Genomic DNA, 13,565 nt, shown 5'->3' with positions numbered 1-13,565 from the left:
CCCCGCATGGTGACAATCAGCCGCGCAAGGGACGCTTATTCCATTGGTAACGGTTAAACCGAATAAATCAATCAGGCCAGCCACCGTTTGTGGTGGATTGGGGAAAGAGGATAGGCGTGGGGGACTTGCCGCCTGGGCAGCACCTAGACTTCATAAACAGGCGGATAACACGCACTTTTTCAAACGTATCGCGCGAGAGCCCCCGATTATGGTCGCAACAAACCTGGTCGACTGCACCTTTACGAATCAGCAGTTGGAAGAAACCCCGCTGACGGTCCAGCACAATCTGCTGGAAAGCGGCCTGTTCAGTGACGAACAACTTGTCCGCATTCTGGACACTCATCCGCGTGACTACTTGAATGTCCACACGATGGGGACCGACGAGAAGTCGAACCAGTGGCAAGAAGGGGATGCCTCGAAGCTTTCTGGCGAGCAGCTATTGGAAGCCACCAAGGCCGGCCGCTTGTGGCTGAACGTCCGTAACATGGCCCAGCACCACGACGACTTCCGTCAGCTGATCAACAACATCTACAACGAAGTCGAAGCGAAGGCGCCTGGCTTCTACGCGCTCGAGCGTTCAGCCAACCTGCTGGTCAGTTCGCCAAGTGCACTGGTTTACTATCACCTGGACATTCCGTGCAACATGCTATGGCACCTGCGGGGCGTCAAGCGTGTGTTCGCCTATCCACCGCGCAACGAGCGCTACGTCACACAGAAGAAGGTCGAAGACGTCATCTGCGGCGTGTGCAATGAAGAACTCGACTACAAGCCGGAGTTTGACAAGGAAGCGATGGTCGTCGACCTGCAGCCTGGGCAGATGATTACCTGGCCGCAGAACACGCCGCATCGCGTGAGTAACCTGGAAGGGCTGAACGTTTCGCTGACGACCGAGCACCTCACGCCGAAGGCTCGCCGCCGTATCAAGCTGTTCCGCGCGAATCGTTTCCTGCGACACAAGTTTGGCTACCAGACACTTTCGCAAGAGACGGAAGGACTTGGCTACCGCGCGAAGGTTGCCGCTTATTCGATCGTGCGTGCCTGGCAGAAGCTGTTCCCGGAAAAGGCAGACGGTTACCACTACCCGGTGACGTTCGAGCTCGACCCAAGCAGCCCCGCCAAGATTCAAGAGCTGGCGAAGTAGGTTTCAGCAAGGCTTAAAGAATATCGATCGCCGGCGAGTAGCACACGCTTCTCGCCGGCTTTCTTTCTTGGTGGACTAAGCCACGGTCAGTTCGCGGTTGATCTCATCGACCTGTTGGTTAATCGTCAGGCAGTCGTAGATCCAGCCGATACCAAACACGCCAGCCGTCAGCAGCCAGATGATGCCGGTAACCCATTTGCCCATGTAGAACCGGTGGATGCCCAGGTAACCCAGGAACACCGTCAGCAGCCACGCGACGGTGTAATCGACCGGACCGGCCTTGAACCGCGCATTGCATTCGGCATCCATCGAGGGAATCAAAAACAGGTCGACAATCCAGCCGACAAACAGCACGCCCAGTGTCAGCATCCAGATCACGCCGCTCACAGGCTTGCCGTAGTAGAAGCGATGGGCGCCGAACACGCCAAAAGCCCAGGCAATATAGCCAACAACGATCGAGTGAGTGTTGTTGTTCTCCGTCATTCCTCAGTGAACCCTTTCAGGTCATAATTCATTCGTGGTGTGTCGTTACACTAATACTAGATTCGCTGCGGCCGAAGGAAAATTGGCAAGTCTCCTGGAGGAAACCTTGAAAACGAAGCGAATCGATGTCTTTCTGCTGCCAGCATTGCTGGGCGAAACGGATCTTTCTGGGGGCGTGGCCGTCGTGATCGACGTTTTGCGAGCCACCACCACCATCACGCATGCGATCGCCCACCACGCCGATTGTGTCGTCCCTTTGTTAAGTGTTGACCAAGCGAAAGAGGAGGGAGCCAAAACTCCTTCCGCGTTGCTGGGGGGCGAACGAGGCGGCCAAAAGATCGACGGCTTCGACCTGGGGAACTCTCCGGCAGAGTACCCCGAGAGCACCGTCCGCGGCAAGAAAATTCTTTTCACGACCACCAACGGCACCAAGGCGATGCAGGCCTGTCGCTCGGCCCAGGAAATCTTCATCGCCGCCTTCGTGAACCTGACAGCCCTCTGCAATCAACTGGCCGACTGCGAGCAGATCTTCGTTGTCTGTGCCGGCACCGAAGGGGAGATCACCCGCGAAGACGTCCTGCTGGCCGGTGCGATCGTCGATCATCTTTCCGCAGACGCAACCCAGCCGATCGAACTGAACGACCAGGCCCAGATCGCTGCCGATGCCTGGCTCGAGGCGAAGACCGGCCTGACCGCGACCTCGCTGGCCGACCGCCTGAAGCAAAGCCGCGGCGGCCGCAACGTCCTGCGGCTAGGCCAGGAAAACGACATCGATATCGCCGCGACGCTCGACAAGTTCAACGTCGTCCCGAAGCTGAATCCGCAGAGCTGGGAAATTCGCGATTCTCGGAATTCGACCCCCTAGAGCGATATTCCGGCCCATTTGTCAGCCAAAGTAGCCATAAGCCCGGCTGGGTGTGCCCTATCAGGCCTTGTTTCCCGGGGCCAGAGTTGGCATATTGGTAGTTTCCCTTGAAGGTCTCGGCCACCGCTAATGCGAACCGAAGCCAACGACCGGTGTCCCCACAGGCACCGCCGCAGGGATCAAAACTCGGGGTATAGCGCAGCCTGGTTAGCGCGTTTGACTGGGGGTCAAAAGGTCGCAGGTTCGAATCCTGTTACCCCGACTTGCCTAAGCCTTTCGTAACGTTGGTTTACGAAAGGCTTTTTTTATGGGGTGGTTTGCTCAAATCTCGTGAGCATTGTGATCCCTGGGAACGCGGTTCCGGTATCAGCACTGCTGAGGGCAGCAGTGGCACACGATAGGAAATGGAACCGATTGGATTCCTGGCAGTGCCACCCAGCCGAATTCGCATCGGTCGATCTGACCGGACGCATTTCAAAGATCGCCTTCGTGACGCGCGTCAATCAGCACCGTCTGTAAAACCAAACCTCGTTGTTTTCATCTCGCCAGAGTACGGGACAATGACGATCGTGTACGTCCCCATCCCATCCGGATACACCTCGCCGGGCGGCTTAGCTGGGTATTCCGCCTCGATCCACATCGTTTCTGCATCTTCACGGATAGACAGCACTTTCGGCTTTGAGGACAACGTGTCGGGATTTAGCAGCACCAGTGCCATGTTCTTCTCGAAATCAATCTTTGGTTTCTCCAGCAGAGGATCGTCATTTTTTGGCGGTGGGTTGGTCTTGGACGGCAAGTTTTCCGGTATGCGTCCGATGAACTTTTCAAAATCCGACTGGCTGTAGATTGGCGAACCCGTCATGTCACCGGCGGGATTGGCGGGGGTGGCTGGGTTCATGGAACAGACTCCGCTGTAGGTCGTAATCACGTTCACGCTCTTGGCGTCTTCGCCAGGACTCGGACCAGAAGAAACTTTAGGCTGGCCCTTAGGCTTCGCCACAATCGGCGATTGTGCTGGTGGTCCGCTTTTTTGCAGCGGACATCCCGTTACTACGCAAGCTATGCAACTCAAAGCGAGTGGAATCGCGTGATGCTTCAGTCTCAAGAGTGGGTGGTTCATTTACAGGCTCATCAATGTGGTGGACGGGCGCAAGCAATAAGCAGTTCGCACGGTTATTGTAAATATTGGGCTCAAAAAATCGAATATTTTTGCTGACTCTTGCCTACGCCGGAACTGCGGTCGGTGGGTACCACTTCCGCGGCCGGGTGGCACTGGCGAGTCACTTTGCAACGTCTGTGTGCCACTGGCCTCTGGCCAGTGCAATGCGGTCTCAAGGGTTGACGATGCATCTTCTGCACAACGGAATGGCCGACCCAAGCCAGCTCACGTCTTTACGCTGATGGATGCCTCTTATGTGGATCACCCATTGGGTCCGACCGATTCTGATCGGTAACCAGGTACCTGATTCGCAATGGCCAAGCTGGAAGAGATCGCAAAGATGCTCTCAGGGCTGATGAAGGGGTTTGAGAGTCGAGACGTTTGAAAACGCGTAGTTCTTTCGAGTATGCTTTGTCGGACTGGCACTGCTGAGGGCAGCAGTGGCACACGTTACGATATGGAACCGATTGGATTCCTGGCAGTGCCACTTGGCCGTTATGCCGTAAAACCATTCCATCCAAAATGCTTGAACTAATTTCTGGTAAATACCGCGTGACAATTGCTGATGAGCCAACTCACAGCGTTGGCTCAGTAGACAACGTCCACGCATATGATCACGAATACCATCTCGATGATGCACGCTCCGAGTACGCTGTCGCTTCCCGGCATGCCGTGCAGGTCTCCGACAACACCAAATTGATCGCAACTTGTATTTTGTTGGCTAGTGGCGGCGCATCGGGCGTCCACGAACATTCGGCAATCATTAACAACGAGTTTTGCATTGTTGCGGTTGGGCCGTTTATGGCGTCACTCCGCATTCCAACACTCGAACTTCAATGGGCAACCAAAAGCGACACCGCAACCTGTTTTGGTGTCTACCACTCCGAAAAACATCACTGCTATATTTCACATGGCGAAATCGAAATCGCTCGTGTGACCTTTGGCGGCGACATTGTTTGGCGAGCTTTCGGCGCTGATATTTTCACCAACGGCTGTAGGCTGCTTGATGATCATGTGCATGTGGTTGATTTCAACGACATGGGATACACTTTCGACATCGATACTGGTCGCGAAGTAGCGGGATAACCACGCAACGCACCTGAGTTGCCACCCGGGCATTTCCTCAAGTCCATGTCATGTGGCGGCAATCGGGTGGTTTTGACGTTATCCGACTAGGCAATGATTCATACCGCTTACATCGAGCAATCCGGCACCGGGCAACTTGGTGCCGAGGAACGCATGGTCGCCGACACGCTGCATCGCCGCGGCGTTGCAATCAAGTACTTCTCCAAGAAACACATCAGTCGTCGTCAACTTCCACTCACGCCAGAAACGCTGGTTGTTGGTGATGTCGATTCCTTCGTCGGCGCCCTGCGTCAACTCGGCGTTCCGATTCCATCTTCGGATCCCTATCCTGATTGCCTTCGGCCATTTCTCCACCGCAGCGTATGGAACTCAACGGTTGGTGAAGAAATCGACTACATGCGAAGTGATGGGGCGAAACCCCGCTTCGTAAAACCATGTGGACGCGCCAAATCCTTTACAGGGTTCGTTCTAAACTCATCCAATGATATTCCCAGATTCCTCGATACATCCCGTTCCGAACGCGTCTCTTGCTCGGATGTGGTCGGTTGGGTTTCTGAATACCGTTTTTACGTAGTTGAGAACGCGATTCGTGCTATCAGCCACTATTTTGGCGAAGAGGACGAGCGGCTCTCCCGCGCGGTGGTTGAAGATGCCGTTGGGACACTAGCGTCCTCGGGCATCGGGATGACTAGCTACGGGATCGATTTTGGGACGCTGACGACAGGCGAAACTGCGCTGATCGAACTAAACGACGGTTTCTCGCTGGGGGCCTATGGCATAGGCCCCGAAGATTACACCGATCTTGTAACATCACGTTGGCTTGAACTAGTTAGTAGATACGTATAATGACCGACGAAACAGGCGATGCACGACGAGTCGGCTGGGTCGCACTGTCAAGCCACTATGACGCCAGTGGCACTCTTGCCGTTTGCTCGTTGCACAGGGGCTCGGTAAGATTCAACCAGCGTCGCTTCAACACAAACGGGGGTACTTGGCATGCGCCTGTGTATACCCGCAAGGGTATGGTAAGAAGTGAATTCCGCAAATTGATTCTGTGTAAGCGGTGCTTATACAGAGAAACTCTGTCTAATAACAAGTTAGCTGGACTCGATGATTCTGAACTTCAGGCGAGCAGAGTTTGATCATATCGTCGAGCAGTCGTTCCAGCGCAGTGCAGACACTTCGAACTTCAGTGTTACCGTTGAGCTGTTTGACGCAATGGACTCTCTCCCGCTTGATCAACTCAACGAACTTGTTGCAATCTTCTTCTTCGGACAACGCCAATTCCAGTTGCAGACCTTCGAGCTTGCCAGATCAGAGGCTGCGCGGGTTGGTTTCGCAGGTGTGGATTTGCTTCACAAGTCGGAGGATTTGCACGGCAGCCTGACTGCAGGTGTCGCACGTCTTGAACGCGGTCAGTCAGTAACTTGGTCGGTAGTTGCCAGCTAACACCGCGTTGAAGCCGACCAACGGGGCAGGTGGTTCGCGGGCCACGGTCCTCGCCTTGGAGAACCCCGTTCGTTAGACTGCACGTTTTCAGCGCCGCCCCGTTGGCGGCTTAACTTCATCCGTTAGCCATCAGAGGACGAGTTTGGACGATATCCCGAAGGCGATTGCGTACGCCAGACAGAACGACCGAGCTGTGACATGCGTGCTTCTCGGCGGGTGGCACTGTCGAGTCACTTTGCTGCGTCTGTGTGCCACTGGCCTCTGGCCAGTGCAATGCGGTCTCAAGGGTTGGCGACGCATCTTCTGCACAACGGAGTGGCAAACCCAAGCCAGCCCACGTCTTTAAGCTGGTGGAAGCCTCTTATATGGATCGCCCATTAGGTCCGACCGATTCTGATCGGTAGCCGGGTACCTGATTCGCACTGGCGAGACGCCAGTGGCACTCTTGCCGTTCGCTAGTTGTTCAGGAGTTCAGAAGCTGTAGCGGACCAACGCGTGATACAGCACCGTTTCTTCACGTTTGTCTTCGCCTGTCTTCATTCACTCGCGTCTCATCCCGGAACGCTCCGAATTATTATAGCCCCACTCTCGCCATTTCTCTAAATCTTCTCCGAAATTCTCACGAGCCATTCTCGCTAGATTTCTGATTGATGCTCTTTTGTGTTTTTCATCGTCATTATCGATGGCAATTCGAAGTTGTCGCAGAAAAAACTGATATTGAGATATCTTCATAATAAGTCATTGTAAGTAATATACTAACTAAATAAAGAGAGGGCACATAGGTTAATAGTGTCGGATTGCTTACGCGTTACTCCAGCAAATGAGGTACGGCCGGGTGGCACTGTCGAGTCACTTTGCTGCGTCTGTGTGCCACGGCCTCTGGCCAGTGCAATGCGGTCTCAAGGGTTGAAGACGCATCTCCTGCACAACGGAGTGGCCGCCCCAAGCCAGCTCAGGTCTTTAAGCTGGTGGAAGCCTCTCGCACTGGCGACCCTATTTGTCTGTGTCCCCAATTGTCGTCAGTGTGCGGATTAGCACAGGGTGTGCTGAATTCGCTCTCTTTGGTCGCGTTTATCGCCGTAGGCCACAACCTTTGAGCGTGCGGACCAAACCGGGCGAAGCAAACGCTTTCCTGCGTTTCTCACGTGGAAATCGAGGTTTAGACCGCAAGGTCTTTGTTCGGATGGAACGGAACTTGCGACTCAATCACTCCTCGGACAACTTACCTCTCAACGACGAAGGGGGATCAAGATGAACGGCAAGATATCTATTTGCATTGCTTTATTGGTGAGTGTCTTCTTCGGCACCGCATTACCAACAGCGCTTGCCCAGGAGGCCGTCAAGGCAAAGGCCAGAACATCGGTCTTCTCTTACGACAAGGCGGCCCTGCCTGCCGCGACGCCGTGGACCGCGAAGGAATTCAAGAACAATCCTCGCAATTTTCAATTCACGATCATTGGTGACCGAACGGGCGGAGCCAACGTCGAGGGGACTTTCAAACTCGCCATCGACAAGATCAATCTGCTTCAGCCAGAGTTTGTCATCAACGTCGGTGATGTGATCGAAGGATATAGCGACCAGAAGGCAGAGTTGAACGCCGAATGGGATGACGTTGACAAGATGCTCAATACGCTGGAGATGCCCTTCTTCCGCACCCCCGGCAATCACGACATTGCGAACAAGACCGCTCAAGAGGTCTGGCGCGAGCGTCATGGAGCGACCTATTACTACTTTGTTTACAAGAATGTGCTGTTCATGGTCCTGGACAGTGAAGACAACTCCCGTCCTGAGCCGCCGCCCGAGATGAAAGAGAAGATCGCACTCTACAACCGACTGCAATCAGAGGACCCTGCTAAGGCCAAGGAGATGCTGGCGGAGTTCATGTCGGACGAAGCCGTCGTGGCGGCGTTGGGTAAGCCGGTTGAGTTCCCCAAGAAACAAATGTCCTGGATTCAGGAGACGCTGGCTGATCATGCGGATGTGCGCTGGACGTTTCTGTTCATGCACGAACCCTGCTGGGAGAATCCATCCGAGAGTTTCAAGCAAGTCCAGAAAATGCTGAAGGGCCGCGACCACACGTTTTTCGCCGGGCATCTGCACTATTACGACTACGACAACATTGACGGTGTTGAACATATCACCATGGGGCCGGCCGGTGCATCGTTCCACCATGAAGGCCCCGGTAATGTAGACCACATTATGTGGGTCACCATGACCGATGATGGTCCTCAGATGGGCAATATCGCGTTAAAAGGTTTGTTCGATCGCAAGGGTCTGGATCCCGATCTCTTCGGTGCCTACGACCGAAAGGGTGCCGAAAAACCTGATAAGTAGATGGTCGAATAAATCGGCGGTCACATCGACCGACGCAGATAACGGAAGCTGAATTGCCGGGGGCAAGAAACAACATCACCCGCGAACCGATCGGGAACGCGGGTGATTGTGGTTTCCGTTCAACGTCTCGGCAAGGCTGACGACTACTTCGAGGTCAGCTCAAAGTCAGCCGTGTTGTCCCCTTCGGTAACGTCGGCTGTGAGGGTCGTTTTGGCGTTGTACTTCGACGGGATCGTTTCTTTGGTTGGTTGAAGTCCCGTGACATCCGCCGGGCCATCGGGCACCTTGACGCTGACGGAAACTTTCTTGGTTCCCGGAGCGGCTTTCACTTCGTAATTGCCGTTCTCGATTTTGCCGATCGCGGGAGGAATGCCTGCGGCCGCGTCCTCGGCGGATTCGAAGATGATCTCACCTTCGGGAATCGGCTGACCATCCAAGGTCACCGTGCCGGTCACGGCGTATCTCGGATTGGCCTCGCGGGCCGGTCCTTGATTGCAGCCAGCCATAACGCATGCCGCAAGACAGAAAATAGCGATAAAGTTACGCAGATGCATGGTGTGTGCCTGTTCTCGATTATGGGATGGAAATCGGGCCGGTTAGCACGGCCCGATTTGTGCGAACGTTTCAATGACTAGGGAGCTTCGACAGTCTGGCCATCGTTGCGGGACGCATAGGCAGCAAGTACCGATGCGGCGGCCGTTTCGGCAATGAAGTGGACCGAGCCGTCCGCGAACAGGACGTTCACGCCGCCTGGGTGCTCGGACAGAAGCGGGTGGTTATTGCCCATGTTCTGGCAAACACCATCGGCACAGGAGGTATCACCCAGCGAGCAGCTACCGTTGCGGCAATTCTCGTTGACCAGGTAGCGGAGCGTCGTCGTGTTGAACACGCGCGAGTTGGCATCGTTGGGCAGCGATAAATCGGTTGAGTTGTTGCGGCCATTGCAACCCATGGCGAAACCGTGCTGAACGCCAGGGCGGAAGTCTCGCTTGGTCGTCGCGTTTTCCCACATCCAGCCGCCCACTTCGCCGACAGCCATCGTGTTGCTCGATCCGTCGGTCAGATCCGCAAACTTATTTTGCGTGTTGTACCCCAGCATTCCGTTTCGACCAACCGGACCGTTGTTCGTGCCGGCGGTTTCGCCTGGGCTTCCGGTCAATCCACCAAAGCCGTTCACATGACCGGCGATCCCTGCGTAGTCGGCCACCATCGATCCCGGCGAGGTATTGCTCAAGCACACGTCATTGTCGAGCGCTGCCGAAGGGCACTTGAATGCATCAAAGATGGGACTGCCAGCCGTGTCGCCGATCCCAGCTCGAATGCTGGTGCTGTTGTACTGCTGGTTCTTTCCCAACTGAGCAATTTCGAAGGCGTTACTCAATTCCAAAAACGGCATGATGTAACCCATCCAGGATGAGCCCCATTGCTGGCCAGTGCTGGTGCCAAATGGCGAGATGTTATTCGCGGCTCCTGGTGGGAAGCGATTGAAGGTGTCGTGGTGGTTGTGTAGCCCCAGGCCCATCTGCTTCAAGTTGTTCGTGCATTGCATGCGGCGAGCGGCTTCCCGAGCTTGCTGCACGGCCGGCAAAAGCAGGGCGATGAGGACACCAATGATGGCAATCACCACTAACAACTCCACGAGCGTGAACGCCCGCTTTGAACTAATCCGCTTCATATCCATGTTCCTTAGAAGAAAAAGAAAAGGTGACGACTGAACCTGATCTGCCCCTGAAAGTATCAGGGGTCAGTTCCATGACTTGGGAATCGACGAAGGGTCGCGAGTTTGAAAAGGTAAGGTGAAGAGTCAGACCACATTCAAAGACGCGAGACGCCCGAATTGCCAATCTGAATATCAAGGGATATCGTAGCCGCGTTCCCCCTAACGTGTCTACGAAATTGATCAATGTTTGCTGATCAATTTTGGTATTAAATGTGGTTTTTTTCTAGACATATCGCGACGGGCTGGAATTGGCGAGTCATTTTGCCGCCTGTCTGGCACTTGGCCTCTGGTAAAGTGCAACGCGGCCTCAATGATTGATGCCTTATCTGCTACACGACGGAATGAGCAAGACAGTCGCCCTGCGTCGGTAATCTTCGGGCGTCTCTCGTCCTGATCGACGATAACGTCCGACCGATTCTGATTCGTAGCCAGGAACCTGATTCGCAATGGCAAGCAGGCCAGTGGCACACGGAAGCCGCATCGCTGGCCAATGCTACCTTGGAAGTGGCCTTTTCGTGGGAATCGAAGCATGCTTTGCCTGAAGCTTCGAGTGGAACGGTGTGCTGCCGTTTGTTTCTGCGTTTCAATCAATCTTCGTTGATGAAATTAGCCGGTCAGTTTGCTACGATCTTTACCAGTCGCTTCTCAATCTGACCTGGCGACCCTTATCCCACGCACCGAGAACTGCTCACGGCAACCTCCTCAGACTGTTGTCGGTATACGAGCGACTTCGGCATCCTCATCGACGACTGACGCGAGAGAGAAGTGATGGCTTCTTGCGAAGATCTGACACCTCAGCAGCAGAGCGAGTTGAACTCGTTGATTCAACGTGTTCCCTTAACCTCGCTTTCATGGATCATTGGCCTATTCGTCCCTTGCGGTCTGATCGCGGTAGGCGGGTTTGCGTTTCTGGTTATGAACCGTCCGGTGGTGCCTTGGCAAAAAGACCTCGTTGTGTATGTCGTGGTGATCTGCGGCTTCGCGATGTTTTGCCTCTACGCTGGGATTCAGAGACGCCAGGGTTATCAAAAGAAGATCAAGCAGATGTTGACTCGCCAACCGATTGTCTCGTGGAATTACACGGAAGAGGATTGGAAGAAATGGCTGGAGTTCGCCGAAGGGCTAGGCTACGGACGGACGAGGAATACGACTCCGGGGAAAGTGATCTTCATGGTCGCCTTCTTCGGCTTGATTGGCGGAACCCTGTTGACCCTGACGCGAGAAGATACCAACTTCGTCCAGGGATTCGGGTTTTGTGTTGGGCTGTTGTCTTTGCCCGTTTTGGTTTTCTACCTTTACTGGAAACAGCTTCGCCAGGATTGGACCCACGGCCCAAGTGAAGCACTCATCTTTGAGAAAGGAGTCTTCTTTCATCACAAGTTCGTGGACTGGGAAGACTCCCCAGACGAAGGCGTTCTTGTCGAGGTCGAAACCGAGGATCAGCCGATTGCCACGCTTTCTATCAGGATGCGAAGCGGGAATGCGAAACTGGCACCACACTTGAAGGACATGTTCATTCCCATTCCTCACGAACAGCTAGATGAGGTACGGCAACTGGCAAAGACGTTATGCCAGAACGTCAATGTGGATGAAGAGGAAGCTTGAAGAGCCTCATCGCTGGCGAGTACCGCCCAACTGCTCCCGACCTCTCCCCACCGGCGCGGTCTTTTCGTTTGTGAATTATCCGACATCGACTTGTCAGTTTCGGTCATCGTCGTGAAATCGACAGCAATAACAGGCCAATTCTTGACTGCCGATTCTGCGATTCACCCTGGCCCGGATTCCCTTGACGCCCTTCGATTTGATATAACTTGAACTACTTCCCTTGTACGCCCGCTCGGCTGCGTACTGCCAAGATGAAACCCCAACTCGTCTCTCCCAAGCATTGGGAAACAGAGACGCTACTCGGCCCTAAGAGGAAAAAAGTTCATGGCTGCTTCGCCCTCCATTCTCGCAGATAAGCTTCACGAATACCCACAGCAAGGTGTGATCGACGGCACCAGCGACGGCGTCGCTGCGGTTCTCGACGACTGCCTCGACAAGAACGGCGGCGTGCTCCAACTTCTGCATCGCTATGCAGGTCGTACGTTTTGTAGCCCAGGCAAACGCCTTCGCCTGGAAGAGAAGTCCTACTATCCAGACTACATGGGCGGGACCGGTCTCGATGAAATCTGGATGTGCTGCACCGTGCCGATCGTGACCGGCGTTATCGACACCCGCACGAACAAGAAGCCATTTCGCGAAGGCGAAGCACATGTCCTCACCGCGGATGGACAGTTCATCTCGCTGCAGGATTTGATCTCTGCCAATCCCGAGACGGTGATGGGCGAAAAGATCACGGCTTTCGCGAAAGAGATGTTCGGCGATCCGACCTGGCCGATCGTGTCGAAGAAGTTCGACAACCTGAATCCGATTCCGGACCACCTGCACTGGAAGAAGTGGGAAGTGTACGACATCAACTCGTACGACAATCCGGGCGTCAACCCTTCGCACTATCACACCACCGCGATGGGTCTGTATCCGTTTGTGACTAAGGATCAGTTCCTGGCTTGCATGAAGCGATACGGCCAAGGCGAGTACAACGGCATTCGTCACCTGGCACCGCATACCATGATGAAGTTGGATGACGGCTTCGTGATGCCCAACGGCGTCCTGCATTCACCAACCGATCTGTGCACGCACGAACTGCACGTCACGATGGACGAGCACTTCCTGGCCGAGGACGTCACGCTCGACGGGCGGATCAGTGCCGAGGCGGCCTTCTACGCCTGCCGAGAACAAGACTATCCGAAGTCGAAGCACGGAGACTGGGACTACCTGGTCGAACAGTTCGACTTTGAAGCGAATCAGGATCCCGACTTCGTCTTGAAGAATTCGCGTCCGGCAATCAAGTCGGAAGAATTCAGCGCGGATGGGGTCGATGCCAAGTGGATCGTGTACGGCGAACTACTCGGCGAGCAGAAGTGCTCGATTCTCCGGCTCATCCTGCAGCCTGGTGCCAAGACGAAGTTCCAGCCTGAGAGCCCCACGATGTTCCACACCAACGGCGGCAGCGGTCGCGTTGGCAAGCTCGAAGTGCGTTATCACCAGGGGATGATTCTCGGCGAGCTCTATCCCGAAATCGGATTCATCACGCAGGCCGCGCTGAACAACGGTGGCGTGGAAATCGAGAACACCGGAACGGAGCCGCTCGTGTTGACGTTCGACTTCCCGCAGAACGCCCACAGCAAGACGCCTGGGACTTAGTCGTCGAGCCGGGTTGCCGGTTACTTAGACTTAATTTGAAAACAAAAACAGCTCGTCGCGTAGGTCACGCGGCGAGCTGTTT

General features: G+C 54.7%; 12 protein-coding genes and 1 tRNA gene. 9 read left to right on the top strand and 4 right to left on the bottom strand.

Annotation, left to right across the window (positions count from 1 at the left end; translation table 11 throughout):
- Positions 1 to 208: 208 nt before the first annotated feature.
- Positions 209 to 1,141: a cupin-like domain-containing protein gene (locus PSR63_RS04525; protein WP_274331114.1), complete on the top strand. Its 933-nt coding sequence runs from the start codon at positions 209 to 211 to the stop codon at positions 1,139 to 1,141.
- A 75-nt stretch (positions 1,142 to 1,216) separates the two neighbouring features.
- On the opposite strand, the gene PSR63_RS04520 is transcribed toward PSR63_RS04525, so the two are convergent.
- Positions 1,217 to 1,624: an NINE protein gene (locus PSR63_RS04520; protein WP_274331112.1), complete on the bottom strand. Its 408-nt coding sequence runs from the start codon at positions 1,622 to 1,624 to the stop codon at positions 1,217 to 1,219.
- Positions 1,625 to 1,730: 106 nt separating this feature from the next.
- Between PSR63_RS04520 and PSR63_RS04515 the strand changes: the two genes are divergently transcribed.
- Together PSR63_RS04515 and PSR63_RS04510 are read left to right on the top strand one after the other, a co-directional pair.
- A complete protein-coding gene (locus tag PSR63_RS04515; RefSeq protein ID WP_274331110.1) occupies positions 1,731 to 2,489 on the top strand; it encodes a 2-phosphosulfolactate phosphatase in 759 nt (252 codons plus the stop codon).
- A 187-nt stretch (positions 2,490 to 2,676) separates the two neighbouring features.
- Positions 2,677 to 2,751: transfer RNA gene (locus PSR63_RS04510), tRNA-Pro, on the top strand.
- A 237-nt stretch (positions 2,752 to 2,988) separates the two neighbouring features.
- On the opposite strand, the gene PSR63_RS04505 is transcribed toward PSR63_RS04510, so the two are convergent.
- On the bottom strand, positions 2,989 to 3,387 hold the full coding sequence (locus PSR63_RS04505) for a hypothetical protein (RefSeq protein WP_274331108.1): 399 nt from the start codon (positions 3,385 to 3,387) through the stop codon (positions 2,989 to 2,991).
- Between the two features lie 783 nt (positions 3,388 to 4,170).
- Here PSR63_RS04505 and PSR63_RS04500 point away from each other — a divergent pair.
- The 4 genes from PSR63_RS04500 to PSR63_RS04485 all read left to right on the top strand — a co-directional run bounded on the left by PSR63_RS04500 (position 4,171) and on the right by PSR63_RS04485 (position 8,517).
- Positions 4,171 to 4,734 carry a hypothetical protein gene (locus tag PSR63_RS04500; protein ID WP_274331107.1) on the top strand — a complete coding sequence of 188 codons (564 nt, stop codon included), beginning with the start codon at positions 4,171 to 4,173 and terminating at the stop codon, positions 4,732 to 4,734.
- 93 nt (positions 4,735 to 4,827) lie between these two features.
- Positions 4,828 to 5,580, top strand: coding sequence for an ATP-grasp domain-containing protein (locus tag PSR63_RS04495; protein WP_274331106.1), 753 nt, complete (start codon positions 4,828 to 4,830; stop codon positions 5,578 to 5,580).
- Between the two features lie 264 nt (positions 5,581 to 5,844).
- Complete coding sequence (locus PSR63_RS04490) at positions 5,845 to 6,183, top strand: hypothetical protein (protein ID WP_274331104.1); 339 nt, start codon at positions 5,845 to 5,847, stop codon at positions 6,181 to 6,183.
- A gap of 1,251 nt (positions 6,184 to 7,434) precedes the next feature.
- A complete protein-coding gene (locus PSR63_RS04485) occupies positions 7,435 to 8,517 on the top strand; it encodes a metallophosphoesterase family protein (protein ID WP_274331102.1) in 1,083 nt (360 codons plus the stop codon).
- Between the two features lie 143 nt (positions 8,518 to 8,660).
- Here PSR63_RS04485 and PSR63_RS04480 read toward each other — a convergent pair whose 3' ends face one another.
- Both PSR63_RS04480 and PSR63_RS04475 read right to left on the bottom strand, forming a co-directional pair.
- A complete protein-coding gene (locus PSR63_RS04480; protein WP_274331100.1) occupies positions 8,661 to 9,071 on the bottom strand; it encodes a carboxypeptidase regulatory-like domain-containing protein in 411 nt (136 codons plus the stop codon).
- Between the two features lie 77 nt (positions 9,072 to 9,148).
- Positions 9,149 to 10,192: a DUF1559 domain-containing protein gene (locus PSR63_RS04475; protein ID WP_274331099.1), complete on the bottom strand. Its 1,044-nt coding sequence runs from the start codon at positions 10,190 to 10,192 to the stop codon at positions 9,149 to 9,151.
- Between the two features lie 813 nt (positions 10,193 to 11,005).
- Here PSR63_RS04475 and PSR63_RS04470 point away from each other — a divergent pair.
- A complete protein-coding gene (locus PSR63_RS04470; protein WP_274331097.1) occupies positions 11,006 to 11,842 on the top strand; it encodes a hypothetical protein in 837 nt (278 codons plus the stop codon).
- A gap of 324 nt (positions 11,843 to 12,166) precedes the next feature.
- Positions 12,167 to 13,483, top strand: coding sequence for a hypothetical protein (locus PSR63_RS04465; RefSeq protein ID WP_274331095.1), 1,317 nt, complete (start codon positions 12,167 to 12,169; stop codon positions 13,481 to 13,483).
- Positions 13,484 to 13,565: the final 82 nt, after the last annotated feature.

The sequence above is a fragment of the Bremerella sp. P1 genome, assembly GCF_028748185.1.
Taxonomy (GTDB): domain Bacteria; phylum Planctomycetota; class Planctomycetia; order Pirellulales; family Pirellulaceae; genus Bremerella.
The sequence above is the reverse complement of the archived record's forward strand: the minus strand, read 5'-3'. Positions and strand labels throughout refer to the sequence as shown.